27 protein-coding genes are annotated in these 26,468 nt (G+C 67.2%); 9 read left to right on the plus strand and 18 right to left on the minus strand.

Going from position 1 to position 26,468, the window contains the following annotated elements; all coding sequences use genetic code 11:
* Nucleotides 1-58 precede the first annotated feature (58 nt).
* The 8 genes from BMX16_RS05355 to BMX16_RS05390 all read right to left on the minus strand — a co-directional run bounded on the left by BMX16_RS05355 (nucleotide 59) and on the right by BMX16_RS05390 (nucleotide 7,800).
* Nucleotides 59-397, minus strand: coding sequence for a hypothetical protein (locus BMX16_RS05355; protein ID WP_089899861.1), 339 nt, complete (start codon nucleotides 395-397; stop codon nucleotides 59-61).
* Entirely contained in the window at nucleotides 394-2,217 is a 1,824-nt protein-coding gene (locus BMX16_RS05360; RefSeq protein WP_089899864.1) for an ABCB family ABC transporter ATP-binding protein/permease, read from the minus strand. The genes BMX16_RS05355 and BMX16_RS05360 overlap by 4 nt, the downstream gene beginning before the upstream one ends.
* A 149-nt stretch (nucleotides 2,218-2,366) precedes the next feature.
* Nucleotides 2,367-3,863, minus strand: coding sequence for a LysM peptidoglycan-binding domain-containing protein (locus BMX16_RS05365; RefSeq protein ID WP_143057997.1), 1,497 nt, complete (start codon nucleotides 3,861-3,863; stop codon nucleotides 2,367-2,369).
* A 126-nt stretch (nucleotides 3,864-3,989) separates the two neighbouring features.
* The gene (gene rarD, locus BMX16_RS05370) at nucleotides 3,990-4,889 is read right to left on the minus strand and encodes an EamA family transporter RarD (RefSeq protein WP_089899870.1); all 900 of its coding nucleotides are present in this window, start codon (nucleotides 4,887-4,889) and stop codon (nucleotides 3,990-3,992) included.
* 123 nt (nucleotides 4,890-5,012) lie between these two features.
* Nucleotides 5,013-5,465 carry a host attachment family protein gene (locus BMX16_RS05375; protein WP_089899874.1) on the minus strand — a complete coding sequence of 151 codons (453 nt, stop codon included), beginning with the start codon at nucleotides 5,463-5,465 and terminating at the stop codon, nucleotides 5,013-5,015.
* Between the two features lie 60 nt (nucleotides 5,466-5,525).
* Nucleotides 5,526-6,506 carry a threonine ammonia-lyase gene (locus tag BMX16_RS05380; RefSeq protein WP_089900234.1) on the minus strand — a complete coding sequence of 327 codons (981 nt, stop codon included), beginning with the start codon at nucleotides 6,504-6,506 and terminating at the stop codon, nucleotides 5,526-5,528.
* A 71-nt stretch (nucleotides 6,507-6,577) separates the two neighbouring features.
* Nucleotides 6,578-7,177, minus strand: a complete 600-nt coding sequence (locus BMX16_RS05385) for a superoxide dismutase (protein WP_089899877.1) — start codon at nucleotides 7,175-7,177, stop codon at nucleotides 6,578-6,580.
* Nucleotides 7,178-7,374: 197 nt separating this feature from the next.
* On the minus strand, nucleotides 7,375-7,800 hold the full coding sequence (locus tag BMX16_RS05390) for a hypothetical protein (protein WP_089899880.1): 426 nt from the start codon (nucleotides 7,798-7,800) through the stop codon (nucleotides 7,375-7,377).
* A 240-nt stretch (nucleotides 7,801-8,040) separates the two neighbouring features.
* Here BMX16_RS05390 and ccmI point away from each other — a divergent pair, with 240 nt between their 5' ends.
* Genes ccmI through BMX16_RS05405 form a run of 3 tightly spaced genes read left to right on the plus strand, consistent with a single transcriptional unit; the run spans nucleotide 8,041 to nucleotide 9,982 of the window.
* Complete coding sequence (ccmI, locus tag BMX16_RS05395; protein ID WP_245731355.1) at nucleotides 8,041-9,282, plus strand: c-type cytochrome biogenesis protein CcmI; 1,242 nt, start codon at nucleotides 8,041-8,043, stop codon at nucleotides 9,280-9,282.
* On the plus strand, nucleotides 9,279-9,755 hold the full coding sequence (gene ruvX / locus BMX16_RS05400; protein WP_089899883.1) for a Holliday junction resolvase RuvX: 477 nt from the start codon (nucleotides 9,279-9,281) through the stop codon (nucleotides 9,753-9,755). Before ccmI ends, ruvX begins: the two co-directional genes overlap by 4 nt.
* Nucleotides 9,752-9,982 (plus strand): DUF1289 domain-containing protein, encoded by a 231-nt coding sequence (locus tag BMX16_RS05405; RefSeq protein ID WP_089899886.1) that lies wholly within the window; start codon nucleotides 9,752-9,754, stop codon nucleotides 9,980-9,982. The genes ruvX and BMX16_RS05405 overlap by 4 nt, the downstream gene beginning before the upstream one ends.
* Here BMX16_RS05405 and BMX16_RS05410 read toward each other — a convergent pair.
* Together BMX16_RS05410 and BMX16_RS05415 are read right to left on the minus strand one after the other, a co-directional pair.
* Nucleotides 9,979-11,061: an ABC transporter ATP-binding protein gene (locus BMX16_RS05410; RefSeq protein WP_089899904.1), complete on the minus strand. Its 1,083-nt coding sequence runs from the start codon at nucleotides 11,059-11,061 to the stop codon at nucleotides 9,979-9,981. The genes BMX16_RS05405 and BMX16_RS05410 overlap by 4 nt on opposite strands.
* A 109-nt stretch (nucleotides 11,062-11,170) precedes the next feature.
* Entirely contained in the window at nucleotides 11,171-11,950 is a 780-nt protein-coding gene (locus tag BMX16_RS05415) for an SDR family oxidoreductase (protein WP_089899907.1), read from the minus strand.
* A 140-nt stretch (nucleotides 11,951-12,090) separates the two neighbouring features.
* Here BMX16_RS05415 and BMX16_RS05420 point away from each other — a divergent pair, with 140 nt between their 5' ends.
* Nucleotides 12,091-13,092, plus strand: coding sequence for a Hint domain-containing protein (locus BMX16_RS05420; protein WP_089899910.1), 1,002 nt, complete (start codon nucleotides 12,091-12,093; stop codon nucleotides 13,090-13,092).
* Between the two features lie 364 nt (nucleotides 13,093-13,456).
* Here the strand turns inward: BMX16_RS05420 and BMX16_RS05425 are convergent, their stop codons facing one another.
* The 3 genes from BMX16_RS05425 to BMX16_RS05435 all read right to left on the minus strand — a co-directional run bounded on the left by BMX16_RS05425 (nucleotide 13,457) and on the right by BMX16_RS05435 (nucleotide 15,553).
* Nucleotides 13,457-14,026: a hypothetical protein gene (locus tag BMX16_RS05425; protein WP_089899913.1), complete on the minus strand. Its 570-nt coding sequence runs from the start codon at nucleotides 14,024-14,026 to the stop codon at nucleotides 13,457-13,459.
* A gap of 81 nt (nucleotides 14,027-14,107) precedes the next feature.
* A complete protein-coding gene (locus BMX16_RS05430) occupies nucleotides 14,108-14,725 on the minus strand; it encodes a hypothetical protein (RefSeq protein WP_089899916.1) in 618 nt (205 codons plus the stop codon).
* A gap of 165 nt (nucleotides 14,726-14,890) precedes the next feature.
* The gene (locus BMX16_RS05435) at nucleotides 14,891-15,553 is read right to left on the minus strand and encodes a hypothetical protein (RefSeq protein ID WP_089899919.1); all 663 of its coding nucleotides are present in this window, start codon (nucleotides 15,551-15,553) and stop codon (nucleotides 14,891-14,893) included.
* 178 nt (nucleotides 15,554-15,731) lie between these two features.
* Between BMX16_RS05435 and BMX16_RS05440 the strand changes: the two genes are divergently transcribed.
* From BMX16_RS05440 to BMX16_RS17765, 3 genes are read left to right on the plus strand one after another with little or no spacing between them, the layout of a single operon-like run.
* A complete protein-coding gene (locus BMX16_RS05440; RefSeq protein ID WP_089899922.1) occupies nucleotides 15,732-17,327 on the plus strand; it encodes a peptide chain release factor 3 in 1,596 nt (531 codons plus the stop codon).
* Between the two features lie 41 nt (nucleotides 17,328-17,368).
* Nucleotides 17,369-17,893 carry a hypothetical protein gene (locus BMX16_RS05445; protein WP_089899926.1) on the plus strand — a complete coding sequence of 175 codons (525 nt, stop codon included), beginning with the start codon at nucleotides 17,369-17,371 and terminating at the stop codon, nucleotides 17,891-17,893.
* An 8-nt stretch (nucleotides 17,894-17,901) separates the two neighbouring features.
* Nucleotides 17,902-18,723 (plus strand): hypothetical protein, encoded by an 822-nt coding sequence (locus BMX16_RS17765; protein WP_218139833.1) that lies wholly within the window; start codon nucleotides 17,902-17,904, stop codon nucleotides 18,721-18,723.
* A 2-nt stretch (nucleotides 18,724-18,725) separates the two neighbouring features.
* On the opposite strand, the gene BMX16_RS05455 is transcribed toward BMX16_RS17765, so the two are convergent.
* Nucleotides 18,726-19,151 carry an OsmC family peroxiredoxin gene (locus tag BMX16_RS05455; RefSeq protein WP_281242582.1) on the minus strand — a complete coding sequence of 142 codons (426 nt, stop codon included), beginning with the start codon at nucleotides 19,149-19,151 and terminating at the stop codon, nucleotides 18,726-18,728.
* Nucleotides 19,152-19,328: 177 nt separating this feature from the next.
* On the opposite strand from BMX16_RS05455, the gene BMX16_RS05460 reads away from it, so the two are divergent.
* Together BMX16_RS05460 and BMX16_RS05465 are read left to right on the plus strand one after the other, a co-directional pair.
* Nucleotides 19,329-20,948 (plus strand): DEAD/DEAH box helicase, encoded by a 1,620-nt coding sequence (locus tag BMX16_RS05460; protein ID WP_089899929.1) that lies wholly within the window; start codon nucleotides 19,329-19,331, stop codon nucleotides 20,946-20,948.
* Between the two features lie 95 nt (nucleotides 20,949-21,043).
* Nucleotides 21,044-21,664, plus strand: coding sequence for a hypothetical protein (locus BMX16_RS05465; protein ID WP_089899932.1), 621 nt, complete (start codon nucleotides 21,044-21,046; stop codon nucleotides 21,662-21,664).
* A 152-nt stretch (nucleotides 21,665-21,816) separates the two neighbouring features.
* On the opposite strand, the gene BMX16_RS05470 is transcribed toward BMX16_RS05465, so the two are convergent.
* From BMX16_RS05470 to nuoN, 4 genes are read right to left on the minus strand one after another with little or no spacing between them, the layout of a single operon-like run.
* On the minus strand, nucleotides 21,817-23,496 hold the full coding sequence (locus tag BMX16_RS05470; protein WP_089899935.1) for a ribonuclease J: 1,680 nt from the start codon (nucleotides 23,494-23,496) through the stop codon (nucleotides 21,817-21,819).
* The gene (locus tag BMX16_RS05475; protein WP_089899938.1) at nucleotides 23,493-24,266 is read right to left on the minus strand and encodes a type III pantothenate kinase; all 774 of its coding nucleotides are present in this window, start codon (nucleotides 24,264-24,266) and stop codon (nucleotides 23,493-23,495) included. The genes BMX16_RS05470 and BMX16_RS05475 overlap by 4 nt, the downstream gene beginning before the upstream one ends.
* Before the next feature lie 12 nt (nucleotides 24,267-24,278).
* Nucleotides 24,279-24,986 carry a biotin--[acetyl-CoA-carboxylase] ligase gene (locus BMX16_RS05480; protein WP_245731356.1) on the minus strand — a complete coding sequence of 236 codons (708 nt, stop codon included), beginning with the start codon at nucleotides 24,984-24,986 and terminating at the stop codon, nucleotides 24,279-24,281.
* Between the two features lie 43 nt (nucleotides 24,987-25,029).
* The gene (gene nuoN, locus BMX16_RS05485) at nucleotides 25,030-26,466 is read right to left on the minus strand and encodes an NADH-quinone oxidoreductase subunit NuoN (protein ID WP_089899943.1); all 1,437 of its coding nucleotides are present in this window, start codon (nucleotides 26,464-26,466) and stop codon (nucleotides 25,030-25,032) included.
* Nucleotides 26,467-26,468: the final 2 nt, after the last annotated feature.

Genomic DNA, 26,468 nt, shown 5'->3' on the forward strand with positions numbered 1-26,468 from the left:
ATCCCACCCGCCACGCAATCGCGCGGCCCGCGCCGCAGACCTGCGCGCTGACGCACAGCTAAAGCCCGCGGTCCTGCACTGCTGGATCGAGGGCCGCCCACCACGCGGCATAGCTGGTGTTCTTGGGGTGGCGCCCGCCCTGATCCGGTGCGGCGTCGTCCCACCACACGGGGCCGCGTTCGCCAAGCCTGCGCTTGGCGGTGTCCACCGCGTCGCGGGCGGTGCGTGTCTCGGCTTGCGTCGTGGCCTGTCCCACGGCGCGGCGCGCCTGCATCAGCGCGTTCACGGCCTGTTGCCGCGCAGCCTCGTCCAGACCCGGATCGGTCCTGCGCCACAGCCGCCCCTTGGCCACGAAATAACGGCCATCGGGGGTGGCGGGATAATCCGGCCCGCTCAAGCCGCGTCGTCCTGCGTCTGGCGGTTCCACAACTGCGCATAGCGGCCCGCGCGGGCCAGCAACTGGTCATGAGTGCCGTGTTCCACGATCCTGCCCTCCTCCAGCACCACGATGCGGTCGGCGTCCTGGATGGTGGACAGACGATGCGCGATTGTGATGACCGTGCGCCCTTGCCCCACGGCGCGCAGTTCGCGCTGGATCTCCGCCTCGGTCTGGCTGTCCAGCGCGCTCGTCGCCTCGTCCAAGAGCAGGATCGGCGGGTTCTTGAGGAGTGTCCGCGCGATGCCGACCCGCTGCTTTTCGCCGCCTGACAGCTTCAGCCCGCGTTCGCCCACCGTGGTCTGATAGCCGTCCGGCAGGCTTGCGATGAAGCCGTCGATGTTGGCGGCACGGGCGGCGGCGCGCACCTCGTCCTCGGTCGCATCGGGTCGGCCATAGGCGATGTTGTAGTGGATGGTGTCGTTGAACAGCACGGTGTCCTGCGGAACAACGCCGATCTGTGCATGAAGCGACGCCTGCGTGACGTGGCGCAGGTCCTGCCCATCGATCGACACGGCCCCGCCCGTCACGTCGTAGAACCGGAACAGCATCCGCCCGATGGTGGACTTGCCGGCACCCGACGATCCCACGATGGCGACCGTCTGACCGGGCAACACGTCCAGCGTCACGCCCTTCAGGATCGGGCGGGCGGGGTCATAGGCAAAGGTCACGTCGCTGAACTGCACCCGCCCCGCCGTCACCTGCAGGGGCCGCGCGCCGGGGGCGTCCACCACCTCGGCGGGTTGTTCCAGCAGGTCGAACATGCCGCCCATGTCGATCATCGCCTGACGGATTTCCCGGTAGACAGTCCCGAGGAAGCTCAGCGGCATGGTGATCTGGATCATGTAGGCGTTGACCATGACGAAATCGCCCACCGTCATGGTGCCGTTCGCCACGCCGATGGCGGCCATCACCATGACCACCACCAGACCCGCCGTGATGATCGACGACTGGCCGAAGTTCAGTACCGCCAGCGAATAGTTCGTCTTGATCGCCGCCGCCTCGTAGCGCTGCATCGCGCCATCGTAACGCTGCGCCTCGCGCGCCTCGGCGCCGAAATACTTCACCGTCTCGAAGTTCAGCAGGCTGTCGATGGCCTTCTGGTTGGCGTCGGTGTCCTGATCGTTCATCACGCGGCGGATCTTGACCCGCCATTCCGTGACGGTGACCGTGAACCAGACATAGGCCGCGATGGTGACGACGACCGCCACCAGATACCACACGTCGAACAGGACAAAGAGCACGGCGCCGATCATCAGCAGCTCAATGATCAGCGGACCCATCGAGAACAGCAGGAAGCGCAGCAGGAAATCCACGCCCTTCACGCCGCGCTCGATGATCCGGCTCAGCCCGCCGGTCTTGCGCGTGATGTGATAGCGCATCGACAGGCGGTGGATGTGGGTGAACGTCTCGCCCGCCAGCGTGCGCAGGGCGCGCTGGCCCACGGGGGTGAAGATCACGTCGCGCAACTGTTGCAGGCCCGTCGTCGCCAGCCGCGACACGCCGTAAAGGACGGTCAGCCACACTGCGCCGAGCGCGATCAGCGTCGCGTCGTCGCGCACTTCGCCCGACAGGGCATCGACGGCGGCTTTGTACAGGAACGGCGTGCCCACGGCGATGACCTTGGACGCCAGCAGCACGACGATGGCCAGCACCACCCGCGTCCTGGCCGTGGTGTCGCCGGCAGGCCACAGATAGGGGGCGACGCGGCGGATCACGGTCCAGCCCGCGCGGCGGGATGTCTCGTCGGTGGGCGCGTCGGATTGGCCAAGGGATCGCATGCGAGGTCCGTGCTGGGGTGCGTCTGTCTAGGCGGGATGGCGCGGCAAGGCCAGCCCCGGGGCGGTGCGTGGGGTCCGCCGTCGCATGGGATCGCTGGCAGGCGCAGGGTCACCGCCCTGTTGGGTCGCTTGGGGTGCGGACGGCGGTGCTAGGGCCGCGTGGCGGCATCCGGCGCATCGGGCACGACAAACACCTGACCGGGATAGATCAGGTCCGGATTGCGGATCTGGCCTGCGTTCGCCTCGAACACGGCGACATACATCATGCCGTCGCCAAAGGCGTCGCGGGCGATGGCCCACAACGTGCTGCCCGGCTGCACCACGGCGGTCGCCACCCGCAGAGCGGCGTCGTTGCGCGCCAGCGCCGCCATGTCGGCTGCCACCTCGCGCCGGAACGGCGACTCGACGCGGGCCACGACGCGGCCATCGGCAGAGAGCTGATCGACGCGCAGAGTATAGGTGCCCGGATCGACCGCAGGCAGCGTCAGCCGCCAGTCGCCGCCCTCACCGATGGCGCCGCTTACCAGCGGGGCGTTGTCCAGATAGATCTGAACGCGGCCCTGCTCCGGCGCACGCCCGGCCAGCAGCACGCCGCCATCGGCGTCGTAGGTGATCGCATCCAGCGCCAGCCGGTCCGCGCCCTCCGGCCCCGCCACGACGCGCGCGCCTTGTGCATCCACGACGATCGTGGGGGCTGCGGCGGCGGTGTCGCCGGATGGCGACGCGTCTGCCGTGGCTGTCTCGGCGATCGTTGTGTCGGTGGTGTCAGCGGCAGCATCGTCAACCGCCACGACGGTGCCCGTGTCCGCCGCAACATCGGCGGCGGGTGCATCAGGCGTCGTCGCGACTGCGCCTGCGGGGTCGGCCCCGGTCAAATCAGTCTCGGGTGCGACATCAGCCTCCGCCGCAACCCCGGTCGCACCCGCCACCGCGGTGTCAGTCGCGCCGCCACCTGCGCCCTCGGCATCCGCCGCCTGCGCGCCCCCATCGGCCACCTCAGCAAGCGGCTCAGCAGTGGCCCCAGCCTGCCCTTGCGCGTCAGCGGTCACGGCATCACCCAAATCCTCAGCACCCGCCGCATTGTCCGATGCCACATCCGCATCCCCTGTCGCCGCAGCACCCGCATCCGCCGTCACCACCGGGGCGGTATCAGCTGCCGCACCGGTGCCGGGCTGCACCAGCACGATGTCGCCCGCCGGTGGCGCACCATCGACGCTGAACGTCAGGCTGCGCGCCGCATCGGCGGCTGCGATCTGCGCCGTCACGGCAAAGGCACCATTGGCATCCGCCATGGCGGTCGCCACCTCTGCCCCGTCCAGTTGCACCGCGATCCGCGCGCCGGGTGTCGCCTGTCCGGCGATCACCGCCACACCGTCCGGCCCCAGCAAAAAGGTGTCGACCACGGGCCCGGCAACGGCCTCGGCCGCCGCCGGCGTTGCATCTGCGGTCGCGGACCCGTCCTGTGCTGCGGGGGGCGTGCCGGCTGGGGTAACACCCGTGGCAGCCACCTGACCCGGCGCCGCATCACCGGCAGCACCCTCGACCGCCGTCTGCGGGGCCAGCAGCGGCAGCAGCGTCACCAGCCCCAGCGCCACGACGATGGCCGCGACCACTCCGCCTGCCAGACGCGCACCGTTGTGTGCCATAGGTCCCCCCGGACATGTGCCGGGACGACCTGCGCCATCCCTGACCGGCACGCTGGCGGATTTCCGCCACCGGGGCAAGCGGGTCGGCGCGGCGCGGCGTGGGACCATGGCCCCGCAACCACAGTGTCAGAGTGGCACGCGCGCCAGCCGCGCCGCCCGGTCCGCATGCAGCGCGGATGCGGAATACAGCGCCAGCGCCGTCCAGATCAGCGGGAACGCGGTCAGGTGCCAGACCGTCAGCGCATTGCCGAAAAACAGCACCGCAACGGCGAATTGCAGCGTCGGGTTCAGATACTGCACCAGCCCGAGGGTCGAGAACCGCACCCGCCGCGCCGCATAGCCGAAGAGCACCAGCGGCAGCCCCGTCAGCAATCCCGAAAACGCCAGCAGCCCCAGATCGTGCCACCCCAGCGTGCCGATCCCCGGCACCGTGTCCGTATGGATCAGCCACAGGACGGCGAACGGGGCCAGCACCGTCACCTCTGCCGTGACCGACACGACGCCCCCCAGATCAAGACCCTTCTTGAGCGCGCCGTAAGCGGCAAAGGATGTGGCAAGCCCCAGCGCGATCCACGGTGCGACCCCCAGCCCCAGCGTCAACAGCACGACCGCGAAACCGGCCAGCGCCACGGCGGCGACCTGCACCCGCGTCAGCCGTTCGCGGAACACGACTGCACCCAGACCCACGGCGACCAGCGGAAAGATGTAATACCCGAGCGACGCTTCCAGCGCGTTGCCGATCGAGATGGAATAGATGAACCCGAACCAGTTGAGCGAGATCATCAGCGCGGCGCCCACGATCAGCACCAGCTTGCGCGGGGTGCGCAAGGCTGCGACCACCTCGCCCAGCCGTCCCTGCACCGCCAGCAATCCGGCAAAGAACGCGAGCGATCCCAGCGTGCGATAGCACAGCACGACCAGCGGCGGCACATGCGCCAGCAGGTGGTAATAGAGCGAGGACAGCCCCCAGACCGAGAACGTGAACAAGAGCGCGAGGATGCCCTTGGCACCGGGGGACAGCAGCATGGGTCTGGTCAGTCGAAAGGGAACTGTCCCGGTCTGCGCCCGAACACGGGGTCATGCAAGACGCAAAACAGCCGCCCCAGTGACGGGGCGGCTGTCTGCACCGCGTGTGCGGCCTGCGGGGCGTCAGGCGGCCAGTTCGGCCTTCACGATGCTCTCGATCTCGCCCAGCGGATGGTTCGTCAGGGTCTTTGAAATTTCGCCCACGACCTTGTCGGAAACCTCCTTGTGCATCTGGTTGCGCAACTCACCCAGAACCTGCGGGCTCGCCACGAGCACGAGGCTGTCGAACTTGCCCTTGTGGGCCTGCTTGTAAAGGATGTCCGCCAGATCGGCGGCAAAGCGGTCCTTGGCCAGATCGTGCCAGTCGGTTTCCTGATAGGCGGACCCGCCCGCATTGGACGACTGCGCGACGCGACCGGGGCGGTCGGTGCCCTGATCGCCGTCCTTGGGATTGTCCTGCTCTTCCTTGCGGATGACCTCCAGATGCGGGTCCTCGCCATCGGTGGCATTGCGCAGGAACAGGGCCTTCTCTCCGTCGGCCACCACGATCCACGTGCCGTTCTTCAGCGTCGACATAAGCGTTCTCCTTTGGCTTTCCATTGGAAAAATAACGACATGCGCGGCGCTTTGTTCCCCCTAACCCGCCATGACGGCGGCAAACCGCGCCACCGAAATGTTCGATCCGCAGGCGATGATGCCCACGTGCCGCCCCGCCAGATCATCCCGCAGCGGGCCGCAGATGGCCGCAAGCGACGCCGCACAGGCGGGTTCAGCCATCAGGCGCAGCACGTCCATGTAGTGCCCCATCGCGGCGCGCATCTGGTCGTCGGTCACATGCACCATGCGGTCCACGACCTGTGCTGCGACCCCCAGCGAATAGGGCATGGCGCGCGGTGCCGACAGGCTGTCCGCGATGGTGGCGATCCGGTCCAGCGCCACCGGGTGGCCTGCGGCCAGACTGCGCGTCAGACTGTCGGCCCCCACAGGCTCCACCCCGATGACGGTGCAGCCGGGGTTTGCTACCTTGAATGCCGCCCCCAGCCCGCCGATCAACCCGCCACCGCCCACCGGCACCACCAGCACGTCGATCTGCGGCGCCTGTGCGGCGTACTCTGCACCGCAGACCGCAGCGCCCAGCGTCATGTGCGCCCCGTCGAAGGGGTGCAGGATGGCGCGCCCCTCCTGCGCAACGACGCGGTCCATCTCGGCGAATGCGGCGGGCATGTCGGCGCACAGCGTCACCTCTGCCCCCATGGTGCGGCAGCCGTCGATGCGCAACGGATCGACGGTGGCGGGCATGGCGATGCGGGCGCTGACGCCAGCCGCCTGTGCAGCCCAGCTGACCGCCAGCGCATGGTTGCCGCCAGACGCCGCGACCACACCCGCCGCACGCTGCGCCGCGCTCAGCGCCTCGATCCCCAGCAGTACGCCACGGGCCTTGAACGATCCCGCCTGCTGGAACAGTTCGAGTTTCACCGTCACGCTGGCCGCATCCGGCAGGATGCCGCGCCAGCGGTCCGACGTCAGGGCCAGCGCCGGCGTGCGCAGGGTGCGGCCCGCGATGCTGGCCGCGGCGGTGGCGATCTGGTCTGGGCCGGGCAGGGTCGGCAGGGTCATGGCGGTGCGGTCCACATGCAAAAAGGCCCGCGCGGGGGCACGGGCCTTTCATACGCACAGTCGGGGGCAGATTACATCCGGCTTGCGACGTTTTCCCAATCCACGAGGTTGTCGAGGAAGTTGGTGATGTAGGCAGGACGCTTGTTGCGGAAGTCGATGTAGTAGGAATGCTCCCACACGTCGCAGCCCAGCAGGGCGGTCTGGCCGAAGCACAGCGGGTTGACGCCGTTCTCGGTCTTGGTGACCTTCAGGCCGCCGTCCGCATCCTTCACCAGCCACGCCCAGCCGGACCCGAACTGACCGGCACCGGCGGCGCCGAACTCTTCCTTAAACTTGTCGACCGACCCGAAGCTGTCGGTGATCGCCTTTTCCAGCTCGGACGGCATCTTGGTGTCGGCGGGCGACATCATCTTCCAGAACTCGTTGTGGTTCCACAACTGGCTCATGTTGTTGAAGATGCCTGACTGCGCGACAGCAGACTTGTCATAGGTGCCGGTGATGATGTCCTCGAGGGATTTGCCTTCCCACTGGGTCCCGGCAATCGCCTTGTTGCCGTTGGTCACATAGGCGTTGTGGTGGATATCGTGATGATATTCCAGCGTTTCCTTGGACATGCCCTTGGCGGCGAGTGCGTCGTGCGCGTAGGGAAGATCGGGAAGTTCGAAAGCCATGGTGTGACCCTTTCGTTTGATTTCGGTATCGGCTGGCCAGCGGATGCGGCCGCGTCGCCCGTCAGAAGGAAGCGCGAATGACCGCCGCGTCAACCCCCGCCCACTACCCGGACAAGATCAGGGCGCAGGGCCCGGAATACGAAAGGGCCGCCCGATCCATCAGGATCGGACGGCCCCAATCGTCACGTCACACCAGATCAGTTGGTGGCAGCGGGTGCCGTCTCGGCCGGGGTGGTGACGGCGTCGTCGATGGCTTCGCCAGCGTTCTCGACGGCATTGCCGGTCGCGTCCACCGCGTCTGCGGCTGCTTCGCCAGCAGCGTCTGCGGCACCGGCAGCGGCGTCAGCTGCATCGTTGTCCGCATCGGCGGCACCGGCAGCGGCGTCGGCCGCGTTGTCGGCAGCCGTGTCACCGGCATCGTCGACAACGGCGGGCGCGGTGGCTGCGGCCGGATCGACCACGGTTTCCATCGTGTCGTCGCCGCCGAGGAAGAAGAACGCCAGAACGGCGAGGATGACCACGATCACCGCAATCATCAGCACCGGGCTGCTCTTCTTGGCGGGCGGTGTGGTGTTGTCGATGTTGTTGGTCGTGTTGGGACGGTTGGTATACGGATCGGACATGGAAGCAGCCTCCAGCTTGCTGTGGTTTGACGAATGAACACCGGGTTCACGCATTTGTTCCCGGGATGCAAACCGAATGATTCAATCCCGACGCCCCCGCGCCTGTCCCGCCGACGGCCCGGTCCCGCGCGGCACTGGCTGCGATCACTCGTCGCGGTCTCGGTCTGGACCCGACGGCCGGGGTTTCAACCGGAGCCGGTCGTCGCTAGGTAGAAGGCCACTGCAAGAAGGATATGTTGCGTGTTCTGGATCATCTGCTTCGTCATGGCGCTTGGCGTGGTCACAACGTTGCTGGCGCCCCTGCTGCGCCCCGCCGACCGTGGCGAAGACCATCCGCAGATCGCCATCTACAAGGGCCAGCTGGAAGAGGTGGACCGCGACATCGAACGCGGCGTGCTCAACCCCGCCGAGGCGGAACGGGCGCGGGTCGAAATCTCGCGCAGGCTGCTGGCGGTGTCGCGCACGGCGACGACCGACCGCGCCGCGCCGATTTGGGCCAATCGGGCCATGGCGGCCGGTGTCACGGGCTTTCTGCTGATCGCAGCGCTGCTGACATACCGCAGCCTCGGCGCGCCGGGCGAGCCCGACCAGCCGCTGGCCGCGCGGATGGCCCAGGCCCAGGACATGCGCGAGAACCGCCCCGATCAGGCCGCACTCGAAGCAGCGGCGCCGCCACCGCCCGCCGTCGAAGCGCCTGCCGAGTACCTACAGATGATCGCACAACTGCGTCAGACGGTGCCGACGCGGCCCGACGACCTGCAGGGCTGGACCCTGCTTGCGCTGCACGAGGCGCGGCTTGGCAACTATGCCGATGCGGCGCAGGCGCAGGCCCGCGTGGTTGACCTGAAGGGCGATACCGTCGTCAGTGCCGATTTGGAACGTCAGGCCGACCTGCTGGTCGCCGCCGCCGGTGGCATCGTGTCGCCGCAGGTCGAGGCGATCGCCATGCGGCTGGTCGAGCAGGACCCCGGCCAGATCGCCGGGCGGTACTATCTCGGCGCGCTCTTTGCCCAGACCGGGCGGCCCGATGTGGCGTTCCGCTATTGGCGGCCACTGGTCGAGGGGGACGCGAGCACGTTCCACACCGAACTGGCCCGCGCGCAGATCGAGGATGCGGCGGTGCGAGCGGGCATGACCTATACCGCGCCCGCCGTGCGCGGACCGGGTGTCGACGACATCGCGGCGGCGCAGGACATGGCCCCCGAGGACCGTCAGGCGATGATCGGCGGCATGGTCAACCAGCTCGCCGACCGTCTCGCGCAGCAGGGCGGTCCCGCCAGCGACTGGGCCCGCCTGATCTCCGCCTACGGTGTGCTGGGCGAAACGCAGGCCGCATCCGAGGTCTGGGCCGAGGCGCAGCTGAGCTTTGCCGGCGATACGATCGCACTGCAGCTTCTGACGACGGCGGCGCAATCGGCGGGCGTGTCGGACGGCGCGGCTGCACCGGCGACCGCCCCGGCACCAGCGGGTGCCACGGAATGATCTGCCCCGAGGTCAGCGATTTCGTGGCTGCCGTCCCCGCGCACGGCGCACTCGCGGGCCTCGATCTGGGGACCGTAACGATCGGTGTCGCCGTGTCCGACGTCATGCGCGGCGTGGCGACCCCGTTCGAGACGATCAGGCGCAAGAAATTCGGCCTCGACGCCGCGGCGCTGCTGGCGCTGTGCGAGCGGCGGCACATCACCGGCCTCGTGCTGGGCCTGCCGCTGAACATGGACGGAAGCGAGGGGCCGCGCTGTCAGGCGACCCGCGCCTTTGCCCGCAACCTCGAAAAGCTGACGCCGCTGCCGATCACGTATTGGGACGAACGCTTGTCCACCGTCGCCGCCACCCGCGCCCTGCTGGAGGCGGATGCATCGCGCAAGCGCCGGGCCGAGGTGATCGACCACGTCGCCGCCGCCTATATCCTGCAGGGTGCGCTGGACCGGATGCGCCACATGGCGGCGCACCCATGACCGGATTGCCCAAACCGCAGCGCCCGATCGCCACGCCGCAGCCGGCCGCCATCGTCAGCCCTTGCACCAAGGTCTGCGTGATCGACCGCGCCAGCCGCCTGTGCATCGGCTGCCTGCGCAGCATCGACGAGATCGGGGCCTGGTCGCGCATGACGCCCGCCGCCCGCGACGCGGTCATGGCGGACCTGTCCGGTCGCAGCGGCCTGATCGCGCCGCAGCAGCCCTAGGCCGCGACGGGAAACACGAAACAGCGGTCGCGGCGGATCATGATCCACAGCGGCGTGCCGGGACGCGGCAGGAAGACGGACGGGATCTGCGCCTTCAGGATGGTGCCGTCGTGGTCCATGCGGAATTCCACCAGCGATTCCGACCCCATGAAGCGGGCGCGCTGCACGATGCCGCGCGCCGCCGTGCCTTCGGCGGGCGTGGGCAGCGGGCCGCGCCCGGCCCGGTCGAAGTCGATCTTCAGATGCTGCGGCCGGATGCAGATCTGCACCCGTGTGCCGTCCGGCACCCCGGGCGCGAGGAACTGACCGAACGGCGTGTCCGTCAGCGCCCCGCGCACCGTACCCTCGATCACGTTGATGTCGCTGAAAAAAGCCGCCGCCTGCCGGTCCACCGGCGTGTTGTAGATGTTGTAGGGCGCGCCCCGCTGCACGATCCGCCCGTCGCGCATCAGCGCGATCTCGTCGGCCATGCGCATCGCCTCGCCGGGCTCGTGGGTGACCAGCAGCACGGCGGTCCCCTCGGCCTTCAGCACGTCGAGTGTCTGATCGCGGATCTCGTCGCGCAGCCGATCATCGAGGCCCGAGAACGGCTCGTCCATCAGCATCACGCGGGGGCGCGGCGCAAGCGCACGCGCAAGCGCCACCCGCTGCTGTTCGCCGCCCGACAGCTCGTGCGGATAGCGGTCGATGTGGCGACCCATGCCGACCTTGGCCAGCAGATCGACGACGGCGGCCCGCTGCGCCGTCTTGCTGCCTTTCATGCCGAAGGCCACGTTGCGGGCCACGCTCAGATGCGGGAACAGGGCAAAGTCCTGGAACATCAGCCCGATGGGCCGCTTTTCGGGCGGAGTCGCGTGTCCGTCGTCGCAGATCACCCTTCCGTCCACGCGGATCGTGCCCGCGTCGGGGCCCTCGATCCCGGCGATCATGCGCAGGGTGGTGGATTTGCCGCAGCCGGATGGCCCCAGCAGGCACGTCACCTGACCGGGCAGAATCGACAGGCTCACGTCGTCCACGACGGATCGTCCACCGAAGGATTTGGCGATGTGCGAGATTTCGAGGCGCGGGACGGATGGCATGGGCTTCTCTGCGGCGATGCCTGACGGAAACGGACGGGCAAGTTCACCTAGCAATGCGGCACGTCCATCGCAAGGGCGGCCCCGCCCATCGCAAGGACGCCCCCCCGCCCTACAGCGTGGCGTTGATCGCGCCGCCGTCCAGCAGGATGTTCTGCCCCACGATGAAGCCCGCGTGGGTGGAACACAGGAACGCGCACATGGCGCCGAACTCCTCTGCCGTGCCATAGCGGCGGGCGGGGATCGTCGCGGCCCGCTGGTCGCGGGCCTGTTGCAGGGTGATGCCCTGCGCCTGCGCCACGGTGCCGTCCAGCGCGTCGGCGCGGTCGGTGGCGTGGATGCCCGGCAGCAGGTTGTTGATCGTCACGCCATGCGGGGCGACCTGCCGCGCGGTGCCTGCGACATAGCCGGTCAGCCCGGCGCGGGCGCTGTTCGACAGGCCCAGTTGCGCGATCGGTGCCTTGACCGACCCGGAGGTGATGTTGACCACCCGCCCCCAGCCACGGTCGATCATCCCCGGCAGCAGCGCCGTCATCAGCGCGATGGGGGTCAGCATGTTGGCATCCAGCGCCGCGATGAAATCGTCGCGGTCCCAGTCGGACCAGACCCCCGGCGGCGGGCCACCCGCATTCGTCACGAGGATGTCCACGCCCGCCGCGGCGTCGATCAGCACGGCCCGCGCGGCGGCGTCGGTCACGTCGCCGGCGACGGTGGTCACGCGGATGCCGTGGGCGTCACGCAGGGCCTGCGCCAACCGCTCCAGCCCGTCTGCACCACGGGCATTCAGCACCAGATCGACGCCGGCGGCGGCCAGCGCCTGCGCACAGCCCGCGCCCAACCCTCGCGATGCCGCGCAGACCAGCGCGGTTTTGCCTTCCAGACCCAGGTCCATGCGATTAGTGTCTCCCGCAACCTTGAACGCAACTTTACATTGCTTAACATCGTGTCAATGGTTTGGGGTCATAGGCTGACGTGCCGGGTCTGTCACGCGCCACCTGCGACCCATCGCCCGACACGACTGGTAGGAGACCGATGCAAGCCCCCGCCCCTCCAAGCCAGAGCGTTCATGTCCTGCCGGCAGAACTGTTCACCGTGACCGATGGCGTGGCCTTCGGCGATCCGTTGACCTTTGCCGACGACCTTGTGCTGGACGACACCTATGAGCTGGTGTCGGATGCGGCCCCCCTTGCGCTTGCCCTGACGGCGGCCGCTGCGGGTGGCCAATTCCGCATCGCCGCCGGTGGGCAGGTCGGCATGGCGGGCAACGACCTGTTTCTGGACTGCTGCATCACGCTGATGGCCCCCGACGGCAAGACCTGCGAGGCGCTGGTGCTGGTCGAGGTGATCGGCGGCGGCGTCGAGGCGGTCTATCTGCTGCCGCTGGCGCATCTGCTGGCGCATCACCCCTACCGGCTGGTGGGTGTCGACCGGCAGATCGCCACGACGCGGTTCGCGCAGGTCGCCAGCGTGTCGTTCACCCGTGGCACCCACATCACCATGGCCAGCGGCGCGCAGGTCCCGATCGAGGCGATCCGCATAGGCGACCGGGTCCTGACCCGCGACGACGGCCCGCAGGCCGTGCGCTGGGTCGGCGAGACGACCTTGCGCGCGACCGGCGACTTTGCCCCCGTGGTCATCGCCAAGGGCGCGCTGCACAACGCCAACGACCTCGTTCTGTCGCCGGACCACCGCCTGTTCGTCTATCAGCGACAGGACCGGCTGGGGGCTGGTCGTCACGAGGTGCTGGTCAAGGTGCGGCACCTGATCAACGGCGATACGGTCTTTCAGCAGGACGGTGGGTTCGTCGATTATTTCCAGTTGCTGTTCGACCAGCACCAGATCATCTACGCCGAAGGGATCGCCGCGGAATCCCTGCTGATCGACCCGCGCACCCGCGCCGCGCTGCCCGCGCATCTGCACGACGACCTGCACCGCGGTCACGGACACCGGCATCACCACGACTACGAAGTGCGCGAATCACTGCTGAGCGCCGGTGACGCGGTCGCCCTGCTGCGCCGCGCCTCGACCGACTGAGGCGGGCCGTCCGGGTCGCAGCCTGCGGATCGGATCGCACGAACCGCCATGACCCGTGGCGGGCCGGATTTGGGTCAGGGCGGGTCGCAGGGACGACAGTCGGGTGTGTGGGACGGTAGGTGGGCGGCTTGCCGGAACGCGGTGCATCGCGCAGTCTGACCGGTCACCACCATGACATGCGTCCAATCAGGCGGCCCTCAGCACATGCCCCTGTCGAATCGCTTCGACCAATGCATCGGTCGCAAAAGACCCGCCCAAACAGGGCGTCAGGCAAGATCGCGTCACGCCGCCACCGCGGTGCGCCGGCGACGTCCCATGGTCGGATCCGGCCGGTGCCGGTTCATCCCGTGGTCTCAGCCGCGCGTCAGTCAGCCACGCGGTCGGCGGCGAAGGTGCCGTCGAAGATGTCGATGCCCTCGGGTCCGGTGATGTCGCCGAAGACCAGCCCGCCGACCGCCGTCTGGTCCGCGCCCAGGAAATCGCCCTCGATCTCGGCATCGATGAGATAGTCGTCGCTGCCATCGGTCAGCGTACCGTTCAGCGCACCGTCAAAGGTATAGGCTGCCGAAGTATCCGTATCGCGGTACACGTCGCCACCGCTGATCGTCAGCGCGCCGCCCAGACGGCGGGCCCCTCCGGCCTCGAACCCGGTGGCCTGCCCGCGGATCTGGTCGAACCCGGTAGCAAAGTTCACCTCCATGCGCAGGTCAGCCAGATAGTTTTCGCGCGACCCATCGTCGCCGGTCGGCAGTTCGGCCCGCATGTAGCCGTCATAGGTCGCGCGTCCGGTCGTCGGCAGGGTGCGCGGGTCGGTGACGTCAAGATCCGCGGGGACGACCACCGGACCCGCGTCACCCCCCGACCCGCCACCTGCGCCGCAGCCGGTCAGCCAGCCGCACAGTGCCAGCACCACCGCTGCGTTCATCCTCATCATCCCCGTCTCCTGTCAATCCTGGAGCCTCAGGATGGACAGGCACGGTTAACAAAGGATGAACGTCACACGGAGCCGCTGGTACTAGCGTTCGAGGATGCCCGTCAGCCCGAAGGTGCCGCGCTGCGTCCCGCGCGACACGCCGGCATCGGTCACCACGCTGCCGGTCATCGGCACGCCGACGTATTGCCCGCTGCTGCCCTTGAACCCGCCGCGCGTGATGGCACCGTCCAGCACATAGGTATCGCCGGATTCGTCGACCAGCCGCCCGTCTACATCCGATCGGATCGTGACCTGACTGCTGTTGAGCCTGCGATCCAGCACCCCATTGCGCAGGCTCAACGTGCCGTCCATTTCCTCGTTGCGCGAGGTGACGAAGTTGCCAACCGTGCCGCCGACCCGGTTGTTGGTGAAATCGACGCCCATCACCATGACGCCGGCCACATCCGTGTTGCCCGTGGGCAGAGACATGTCGCCCGCGACATAGCCCGCATAGGTGGCCTGACCGCTGACCGGCACCTGCGCCTTGGGTGTCACGCGCGCGGCATCGTAGCCCGGCCTGATTTCGCTTTCGACGCGTTTGATCTCGCGCAGGCTCAACCGGTCGGGATCGACGGGCGTCGTCGGCACGGTCGTGCCGCCACAGGCGGCGACGACGACGAGAGCGCTCAGACTGGCGAGGAATCGGATGGGGTGACGCATGGCAGTGGTCCTGTTCAGGATGACGGGCGGAGTGCAGGGCGCGCTCCATGGGCCGGATCTGACGCAGATGCGCCGCTGACAAGCCATGTCAGCGGCGCTGTTATAGGATATCAGAAGGGTGCGGTGCAGTCGGCGGCATCGGCCACAGCCGCCGACGGACTGACGTCAGTTCTCGCCTGTGAAAATCAGGCCACCCACGGCGGGCCGTCCGTTCAATTTGGCGTTCATCGTCGCAGGGATATCGTCCAGGCCAGGCACGTCCGTGACATCCTGCGCGCCTTCGGTGAGGCCGAAACCGACGATGCCCCGCGTGCGGTCCCGTCCTTCGACCCGGTTGCCAGCGAACGCGCCGACCGCCGCCCCGTCGATGGCGATCCGGTCCCTGCCGGTGTCGAGCGTGCCGTCGACATCCGTGATGAACAATCCAGCCTCATCACCACGTCCGATTTCGCCACCGCTGTAGCGGATCCGGCCATCGGCGCGCACCGCTCTTCCGTCGACGCGCCCGACGAAGTCGTCGGCCTGCCCGCTGGTCCGGCCGGTCGCAAAATCGATCTGGAGCGACGAGTCGCCGATCAGTTCGACCTCACGGTTTCCCTGACTCAAGGCCAGCGCCGATGACCCGTTGTAAACCGACCGCCCGGAGGTGGGTATGTTGCGCGCGGACGTCGGGCTGAAGTCGGCGATGCGCAGCAGATCCCCTGCTACCGCATCCTCGGCAGCCCTCAGGTCGGCCTGCGTCGGTACCCGTGGCGTCATGTCCGAACCGGATCCGCCGCACGCCGCAACCAGCGCCAAGGCACCGGTAATCGATATAAATTTCAGCATCTGTTAATCCTTTGGTAACATATCCCGTGATCTAACGCGATTTCGTTTTCAAATGGCACGTCCGATGGATCCGTTCACTGGACCGGCACCAACCTGTTGCATAAATGGCCAGCCGCCGGATGGCGTGCGTCGGTGCCGCCCCGTTGCCCTTCGGCGGCCTGCACGCTAAAGGCGTGGCATGAACAATCGCCCCGCCCTGCCGCCCGAAATCGCCCGCCGTCGCACCTTTGCGATCATCTCTCACCCGGATGCGGGCAAGACGACGCTGACCGAAAAGTTCCTGCTGTACGGGGGCGCGATCCAGATGGCGGGTCAGGTCCGGGCCAAGGGCGAGGCGCGGCGCACCCGGTCGGACTTCATGCAGATGGAAAAGGACCGCGGCATTTCCGTGTCCGCCTCGGCCATGTCGTTCGATTTCGACGGCTATCGCTTCAACCTCGTAGACACGCCCGGCCACTCTGACTTTTCCGAGGATACCTACCGCACGCTGACCGCAGTGGACGCCGCCGTCATGGTGATCGACGGGGCCAAGGGCGTGGAATCGCAGACGCAGAAACTGTTCGAGGTCTGTCGCCTGCGCGACCTGCCGATCCTGACCTTCTGCAACAAGATGGACCGCGAAAGCCGCGATACGTTCGAGATCATCGACGAAATCCAGGAAAATCTGGCGATCGACGTGACCCCGGCATCGTGGCCCATCGGCAAGGGCCGCGAGTTCATCGGCACCTACGACATCCTGAACGACCGCCTCGATTTGATGGACCGCGCCGACCGCAACAAGCGGGCGCAGTCGGTGCGCATCAACGGGTTGTCGGACCCTGCCTTGCGCGAACACATCCCGGCGGAGTTGCTGGACGTGTTCCTCGAGGAAATCGAGATGGCGCAGGAGCTGATGCCGAAGCTCGACCGCGATGCGATGCTGGCAGGCACCATGACGCCGATCTGGTTCGGGTCGGCCATCAACTCCTTCGGCGTCAAGGAGCTGATGGAGGGCATCGGCACCTACGGGCCGGAGCCGCAGATCCAGCGCGCCGAGCCGCGTCAGATCGCACCCGAGGAGGAGACGGTCACCGGCTTCGTCTTCAAGGTGCAGGCCAACATGGACCCCAAGCACCGCGACCGCGTGGCCTTCGTCCGCATGGCGTCTGGTCATTTCGAGCGTGGCATGAAGCTGACCCATGTGCGCAGCAAGAAGCAGATGGCCGTGACCAACCCCGTGATGTTCCTCGCCGCCGACCGCGAACTGGCGGAAGAAGCGTGGGCCGGCGACATCATCGGCATCCCCAACCACGGGCAATTGCGCATCGGCGACACGCTGACCGAGGGCGAGAACCTGAAGGTGACGGGCATCCCGTCCTTTGCGCCGGAATTGCTGCAGACCGCCCGTGCGGGCGATCCGATGAAGGCCAAGCATCTGGAAAAGGCCCTGATGCAGTTCGCCGAGGAAGGTGCCGCCAAGGTCTTCAAGCCCACCTTCGGGTCGGGCTTCATCGTGGGCGTCGTCGGTGCCTTGCAGTTCGAGGTCTTGGCGTCGCGGATCGAGTTGGAATACGGCCTGCCGGTGCGGTTCGAGAGCTCACAGTTCACGTCGGCCCGCTGGGTGCACGGCGGCACGGAGGCGGTGGACAAGTTCGTGGCCGCGAACAAGCAGCACATCGCGCTCGACAACGACGGCGACACCGTGTTCCTGACGCGCCTGCAATGGGACATCGACCGCGTGGGCCGCGACTATCCCGACATTCGCCTATCTGCGACCAAGGAAATGATGGTCTGACCTTTACGCACCGTTAAGGGCTTGCCGCGCAGGGTGGCGGCATGACCCACCTGCTGCACCTTGTCCTGCTGCTGATGCTAACCGCCTGCGCCCCCATCGGGACGCAGGTGATCGTGGCGCGCGACGACTGGCGCGGCACGACGGTCATCACCGTGCCGGAGGAGGAGATTGACCGCGGCATGGGCACCCTGCCGCTAGGCGGTCCATCACTGCTGACCGCACGGCCCGTGATCGTCATGGACCTCGCGCAGGCGACGGGACCGCCGCGCGCCTATGGCGTGTTGTTGAACCAGCGCCGGCAGGACGGCCTTGCACCGCGGATCGACCGCGTCACCACGGGCGGCGTCACCCTGCCCTACACGCGCCACGACCGCAGACCGACGCACTGCGTCGACGGCTGCCAACGGGCCGAGGTGGGGGTCGCAACCCTGTCGGAGGAGGCGTTTCGCCGCGCCGCAAAGACCGGATTGCCGCTGGCGGTCTGGGGGTTGCGGGGCCGCAACGCCGGTGTGGTTCCGGCGGATGCCTTTGCGCGGGTGCTGGCGCGGGCGGACGCGGGCCGATAGGCTGGGTCATGACCTTGCAGAACCGTGTCCTTCCGACTGGCGAGATCGTGGCGCACCCCGCGCGTGGGGTGCTGACCGGCAATCGTGGCATCCTGCACCGCGACGACCGCACGCTGGGCGACCGGCGCTGGACGCACAAGGCATGGATCTGCTGCACGCTCGACTGGCAGGGGCGGCGCAGGCCGGTGATGACCGGGCGGACCTGGACGGAGCTGTTCTTTCTGGACGAAGCAGTGGCTCTGGCCGCTGGGCACCGCCCCTGTGCCCGTTGCCGTCGGGCGGATTATGCCCGGTTCCATGCGGTTTGGACCCTAACGATGGGGCCGTCCACCGCACAACAGATCGACAGGGTGCTGCACGACGCCCGTGTCGTGATGCAGGACCAGCGGCACGGTTTGAACTCAGCCGCCGTAGCGCGGCGCGGTGTGGCAGACGGACACCGTGATCCAAATGGCGTGCAGGAGGCGGCAGAGGACACGGCTCACCCCATGACTGGCATGTACGCTGCGGGGAACAAGCCGCGTGACATCGGCCCGGTTCATATCGCCGCGTCGCAAGGTGCAATGAACCGAAAGCCGCGCGCTGGCGGTGCGATGCAGCGCACGCACACCGCGACCCTTGGCCATCTGCCCGCCGGCACGTTCGTGCTGTGGCATGACAAGCCGCACATTGTGGGCCGTCTGGGGCTGCAGCGCTGCGCGCCCGCCGGCTATCAACTGTCCGTGGCCAAAGACAAAGGGGCAGAGGTCACGGTCCTGACCCCTGCCCCCCTCGTGGCGGTGCTGGCGGCGGGCTATGTCCCGCACCTGCACGATTCGCTCGTCGTATGATCTCAGACCAGTTTTGCGTCCATCGTGATCTCGGCGTTCAGCAGCTTGCTGATCGGGCAGCCCTTTTCGGTCGCTTTCGCGATCTCTTGAAAGGCCGCGTCGTCGATGCCGGGAATCGTCGCCGTCACATCCAGATGCGCCTTGGTCACGGCAAAGCCGCCGTCGACCTGCTCCAGCGACACGGTGGATTTCGCGTCGATGTTGTCGGCGGTCAGCCCCTTGTCGGCAAGGTTCAACGACATCGCCATCGCGAAACACGCAGCATGGGCGGCCGCGACCAGCTCTTCCGGGTTAGACCCGGGGCCATCCTCGAACCGCGCCTTGAAGCCGTAGGGATGATCCTGCAGCGCCTTCGTCTGGGTCGAGACCTTGCCGAGACCGGTCTTGAGGTCGCCCTGCCAGTTGGCCGTGCCGAATTTCTTGATCATGATGTATCCTTCCGATCCATTCCTGCCACAACGCGGCCCCACAAGCCCCTGTTCCGCCAAAACCTTGACGTATCCGCGATAAAAGCGTAACGGCAACCCAGTCGAACGCCCTGGCAATCTGGTCGGGCGGGCCGCGCAGTTCTGCGGCCACCACAGCCGGATCTGCGAAAGGGCTACATGATCAAGTTTTCCGACCTCAACCTCGACCCCAAGGTGCTCAAGGCCATCATCGACACCGGCTACGAGACGCCGACGCCGATCCAGGCCGGTGCCATCCCCCCCGCCCTCGAAGGGCGCGACGTGCTGGGGATCGCACAGACCGGCACCGGCAAGACCGCCAGTTTCACGCTGCCGATGATCACCCTGCTGGGCCGTGGCCGCGCCCGCGCCCGGATGCCGCGCAGCCTCGTGCTGGCACCCACGCGCGAACTGGCAGCCCAGGTCGCCGAGAACTTCGACGCCTATGCCAAATACACCAAACTGACCAAGGCGTTGCTGATCGGCGGCACCAGTTTCAAGGAACAGGACCAACTGATCGACAAGGGCGTCGACGTGCTGATCGCCACGCCGGGCCGTCTGATCGACCATTTCGAGCGTGGCAAACTGATCCTGTCCGACGTCAAGATCATGGTCGTGGACGAGGCGGACCGCATGCTCGACATGGGGTTCATCCCCGACATCGAGCGCATTTTCCAGATGACCCCGTTCACGCGTCAGACACTGTTCTTCAGTGCCACCATGGCGCCCGAGATCGAGCGGATCACCAACACCTTCCTGTCCAATCCCGCCAAGGTCGAAGTGGCCCGCGCCGCCACCACCGGCGAGAACATCAAACAGGGCGTCGTGATGTTCGAAGCGAGCAGCAAAGCCCGCGGCGAGGACGAAAAGCGCGATCTGTTGATCCGTCTGATCGACGCCGAAGGCGACGCCTGTTCGAACGCCATCATCTTCTGCAACCGCAAGTCCGACGTGGACGTGGTCGCAAAGGCGCTGAAGAAGAACGGCAAGAACGCCGAAGCGATCCACGGCGATCTGGAGCAGTCGCACCGCACCCGCACGCTGGATGGCTTCCGCGATGGGTCGATCCGGTTCCTCGTCGCCTCCGACGTGGCGGCGCGCGGTCTGGACATTCCGGCGGTGACGCACGTGCTCAACTTCGACGTGCCCAGCCACGCCGAGGATTACGTCCACCGCATCGGTCGCACGGGCCGCGCCGGGCGCACGGGCACGGCGATCATGATTTGCTCGACCCGGGATGAGAAGAACCTCGCCGACGTGGAGCGGCTGGTGCAGAACCCGATCCCGCGCCTCGACAATCCGCTGTCGCGCGCGACGCCGCCGACTACCACCAGCCCCGTCGACGACGTGGACGCCTCGCGTGAGGATCGTCCCCGCCGCAGCCGCACCCGTGGCCCGCGCAAGGCCGTGCCTGACGTCGATACGGGCGCGGATGCCACGGCACCCGTCGATGTCGCAGCCCCCGTCGCAGAGCCTGTGGTCGCGGTGATCGACATGGCCCCGGTCATGGCAGAGGTGGCGGCACCCCAACCCGACGCCATCGTGCCGGATCGTCAACCCCGCGACGCGCAGCAGCGCGACGGAGGCAGCCGGTCCGACCGCCCCGCCCGTGGCCCGGACCGCACGGCAGAGCGGTCGTCACCCGAGCGGCGCGAGCGTGACACGACGCCCCATCGGGGTCGCGACCACCAGCGTGGCGGGCATGACAACGTCATCGGCATGGGCGCCGACACGCCGGAGTTCATCGCCAAGAGCTTTGCCGAGCGCAGCACGAGCTGAGCGGCATCGGGGCAGCGTCTCGCCGACGTGAACGCTGCCCCGTGGACGGACCTGCCTGCCGGCGTCATGATAGCGAAAAACGGGATACCGCCGCCATGATACGCCACCTTGCCCTGACCACCGTGCTGATCTGCGCGGCACAGTCTGCCGCAGCCTCGGTCTGCGCCACACGCCTGGAGGGGATCGACGTCCAGATCGACACCGAAACGCTGGGCGTGGCCCCCGCCCCGACGACCCGCCGCGAACGGTTGGTCAACCTGCCCGGCCGGTCGTTCGGCTGGATCACCGGCGACCAGCGGCAGTGTTCCAGCGAAGAGGTCTTCGCCCTCCTCTCCACCATCGAACCCGTCGACGACATGTGCCTGCAAGAGGCGGATGCAGACATCGGCTATCTGCTGGTTCCGGGAGAGCGCAATTACCGGGGGCGCTGCGCCTCTGGCGGTGTCTGCACGAAGGTGAACGGCACCAAGGAGACGCTGGCCCGAGTCACCGGCACAATGGCGGGCACCGTCATGGGCACCGGCGATTCGACGCTGAGCAAGGTCACCCACAGTTCCGGCACCGTGCTGCTGTCCGGTAGCGGGGCCGCGATCAGCAACACGCTGGGGACGGCGGCGACGGGCGCTGCAGGCGTGTTCAGCGCGCCGGTGATGCTGGGGGCTGCCGCCGTCACGGCCGTGGCCGTGGGCGGTGCTGTCTACGTCTGTTCGGAGTGATCCGGCGGTGACGTGCCGGGGGCCAGCCCCCGGTCCCCCGGGATATTTTCAACCAGAAGAAAGGCCGGACGGCGTCTTGTCTGGCGTGAAACCCAAGAAAAAGGCGCCGCACCCGGTCAGGTGCGGCGCCTTTTGTCATCTTGCCGGGTCCGTCAGCCCAAGCGGCTGATGACCACGATCACTTCGGGCTTCTTGCCGATCTCGCCCTGCGCCGAACGTTTCGCGACGTTCTTGAGCTCTTTTTCCAGCTTCACGTCGTCGCGGATGGTCTTGGCATCGGCGCGGCCAATGAACTGCGCCAGATCGGCCTCCATCACCTCGGCCAGTGCCGCATCGGACCGGCCGGTTTCGGCCACGCCAGAGATTTCGACCCACGGATCGCCCAACGGCTCGTCGTTTTCGTCGATGATCAGCGTAACCACGGCCACGCCGTTCAGCGCCAGCCGAATGCGGTCGCGCACGACGCCGTCCATCGCGCCGATCTGCACCGACCCGTCCAGATAGGTGCGGCCGGTTTCGACGTATTCCGCCACGCTCGGGGTGTTGCCGGACAGGTCGATCATCATGCCGTTCACGGCCACGATGCCGGGCAGGCCGTAGAGGCCTGCGACCTTTACATGTTCGCGCAGGTGGCGGTGTTCGCCGTGCATCGGGATCAGGAACTGCGGCTTGATGATCTGGTGCATCGTCTCCAGATCCGGGCGGTTCGCGTGCCCGGACACGTGATACTTGCCGCCCTCGTCATCGACGATGTCCACGCCCAGCTCGCTCAGCTGGTTCATGATGCGGATCACGCCACGCTCATTGCCCGGAATCGTGCGGGAGGAGAACAGGAACGTGTCGCCCTCGCGGAGTTTCAGCCCGAGATACGACCCTTGGCTGAGCTGTGCGGAGGCGGCACGCCGCTCACCCTGCGATCCGGTGACCAGCAGCAGCACCTGATTGCGCGGCAGGGTCTGCGCCTCTTCCGGCGTGATGGTGGCAGGAAACTCGGTCAGCAGACCGGTTTCCTTGGCCGCTTCCACCATGCGGTTCATCGACCGGCCCAGCAGACAGACACGCCTGCCCGCGTTGGTCGCGGCATCGGCCAGCGTTTTCAGCCGTGCGACGTTGGAGGCGAACGTCGTCGCCGCCATCATGCCTGCGGAGCGGCGCATCAACTCGGTGATGGCGGGGCCGATCGACACCTCCGACCGGCCTGCGTGGGGCGAGAAGATGTTCGTGCTGTCGCAGACCAGCGCCTTGACGCCGGGGCGGGCGATCTCTTCCCACAACGCGGTGTTGAACGGGTCGCCGACCACCGGGGTCATGTCGACCTTGAAGTCGCCGGTGTGCACGATGCGGCCACCAGCCGAGTCGATCACCAGACCCGCACTTTCGGGGATCGAGTGACTGACCGGCACGTAGGACACCTTGAACGGTCCGCAGTCGATCACCGCGGGATAGGGTTCGACCACCGTCACGATGTTGTCGGACTGGCCCTGCTCCTGCAGCTTGCGTCGTGCGATGTTGGCGGTGAACTTGCGCGCATAGATCGGCGCGCCCAGCTGCTGCCACAGCAGGCCGACGGCGCCGACGTGATCCTCGTGCGCGTGGGTGATGAAGATGCCGTCGATCAGCGCGCGGCGCTGTTTCAGCCAGGTGATGTCCGGAAAGATCAGGTCGACGCCGGGGGTGCCGTCCATGTCGGGAAAGGTCACGCCCAGATCGACCACGATCAGTCGTTCCTGCCCCTTGGGGCCGTAGCCATAGACGTAGCAGTTCATGCCGATTTCGCCGGCGCCACCCAGCGCCATGTAGATCAGACGGTCGTTCGCTTTTGCAGCACTCATGTAGGGTCCTTGTTCAGTTGGTGGATCACGGTCAGACCGTGCATCGTCAGGTCATCCTCGACCCAGTCAAATAAGGTATCGCCGGTGGCGAACAGCGAGGCGAGACCGCCGGTGGCGATCACGGTCATCTCGCGGCCACGTTCGGCCTTGATACGCGCGATTATCTCTTTCACGAGGCCGATGTAACCCCAGAATGCGCCAGACTGCATGCAGGCCACCGTATTGGTCCCTATGACGCGGTCCGGACGGGTCACATCGACATGCGGCAGGGCGGCGGCGGCCATGTGGAACGCCTCGAGGCTGACGTTCACGCCGGGCGCGATCACGCCGCCCACATAGGCGCCGTCGTCGTCCACCACGTCCAGCGTCGTCGCCGTCCCGAAATCCACGACGATCAGATTGCCGCCATGACGGTCGTACGCCCCTGCCGTGTTTACCAGACGGTCAGGGCCCACGTTGGTGCCCGGATCGACGCGCGGCGGGACCGGCAGGCGGCAGTCGGGCTTGCCCACCACGACGGGGCGGCAGTTGAAGTAACGATCGGACAAGACCCGCAGGTTGAACACCACACGTGGCACCGTGGCGCTGACGATCACCGCGTCGATGACGGCGTCGATCTTCTGCATCGCCATCAGGGACTGCAGCCAGACGTAGTATTGATCCGCCGTGCGCTGCCAGTCGGTCTTAGTCCTCCACGTCGCCAGAAACCGTGTCCCGTCCCAGATGGAAAAGACCGTGTTCGTATTCCCGCAGTCGATGGCCAGCAGCATCGCAGCGCCTCCTCAGAACAGGATGTCGGCGGCGGCGATCAGCCGTTCGCCATCGGGCGTCGCCAACACGAGATTGCCGTCGTGGTCGATCGTCTCGAACCGGCCCGTCACGTCGCCCTGCGACGTGCGGGCGGTGATGACCTCGCCCAGCCGGGCGGCGCGGCGCAGCCAGTCGCGGCGGATGATCTCGAACCCGAATTCCCACAGCTTGGCTTCCTGCGTGGCGAAATCGGACGCAAGGCGGACCAAGAAGTCGGTGGGGGTCGCCGCGCGCCCGCCCTCGCCCGCCAGCGACACGGGCGGGAACGATGCATCGCGGATGCCCGCCGGCACGGTGGCGAGGTTCACGCCGATGCCCACCGACAGCCAATCGACGTATTTGCCCTGCCCGCTGGTTTCCAGCAGGATGCCCGCCACCTTGCCGCCGTTCAGCAGCACGTCGTTGGGCCATTTCAGCGACAGGCGGGTGCGGTCGATATACATCGCCAGCGCCTCGAACAGGGCGACGGCGGCCATGAACGACCGCAGGCTGGCCTGTTGCGGGGTGCAGTTGGGGCGGTAGATCAGGGTCGCGGCAAAGTTGCCGCGCGGCGTCTCCCACGCCTTGCCGCGACGGCCGCGTGCGCCGGTCTGGCGTTCCGCCAACACCCACGTGGGGCCGTCGATGCTGGTGGCTATGCGCGCCGCCTCGGCCATGGTGCTGTCCACGGTGGACAGCACGCGGCAACTCACCCCCTCTGGCCAAAGGGCATCGCGGGTGGGGTCAGTTGACAAGGGTCGCTGCGGCGGCCGCCGCCATCGGCTCGATCCCGAACAGGTTGATGACACCAAAGACCATCATCGCCGCCGTCACCAGCAGGAAACCACTCAGGATCGGCTGCGTCGGCGCATCGAGCTTCTCGCCCTCTTCGCCGAAATACATGAAGAACACGATCCGCAGATAGTAGTAGGCCCCGATCACCGAGGCGATCACACCGGCCACCGCCAGCCACGCCAGACCCGCATCGAAGGCCGCGCGCAGCACATAGAACTTGCCGAAGAAGCCGACCATCGGCGGCACACCCGCAAGGCTGAACATCAGCACCAGCATCGCCAGCGCGCGGGTCGGCTGATCCTTGGCGTACATGCGCAGGGCGTTGATGTCGGTCACGGGACGGCCGTCACGTTCCATGCCAAGGATGAAGGCGAAGGTGCCGACGTTCATCGTGACGTAGATCGCCATGTAGATCAGCATGGCCTGCACGCCGAACGCCGTGCCCGCCGCCAGCCCCATCAGGGCATAGCCCATGTGGGCGATCGACGAATAGGCCATCAGACGCTTGATGTCGCGCTGACCGATCGCCGCGATGGAGCCGAGGAACATGGACGCCACCGACAGGAATGCCACGATCTGCTGCCATTCCGCCGTGATCCCGCCGAAGGCATCGAACAGCACCCGGGCGAACAGGGCCATCGCCGCGATCTTGGGGGCGGTGGCGAAGAACGCGGTGACAGGGGTGGGCGAGCCTTCGTACACGTCGGGCGTCCACATGTGGAACGGGGCCGCACTCACCTTGAACGCAAGGCCCGCGATCACGAACACCAGACCGAACAGCAGACCCAGCGACGGCGCGTCCTGCACGCCGGCGATGATGCCCGAAAACAGCGTGGTCCCGGTAAAGCCGTAGACGAGCGACGCCCCATAGAGCAGCAGACCCGACGACAGCGCGCCGAGGACGAAATACTTCAGACCCGCCTCTGTCGACCGCGCCGAGTCGCGGCGCAGCGCGGCTACGACGTAGAGCGCCAGCGACTGCAGCTCGAGCCCCATGTAGAGGCTCATCAGATCGCCCGCGCTGACCATGACCATCATGCCGACGACGCCCAAGGCGACCAGCACAGGGTATTCGAACCGCAGCAGGTTGCGGCGGGTCATGTAATTTTCGCTCATCAGCAGCACCGCCGCGGCCGAGACGAGGATCATCACCTTGGCAAAGCGGGCAAAACCGTCAGAGATGAACATGCCGCCAAACGCCGTTGCGGTCGCAGGATCACCCGTGCCGATCCACGCCGCCAACAGCAGGAACACGCCCGCCGTCAGCCAGACCAGCAGCGGCGCGGCCCCGTCCTTGACCGTATAGACGGCCCCCAGCAGGGCCAGGATCGCATAAAGCGCCAGTGCCAGTTCCGGCAGGACGATCTGGATGTCGGCAGACAGCATGA

This window comes from Loktanella fryxellensis, assembly GCF_900110065.1.
GTDB lineage: Bacteria > Pseudomonadota > Alphaproteobacteria > Rhodobacterales > Rhodobacteraceae > Loktanella > Loktanella fryxellensis.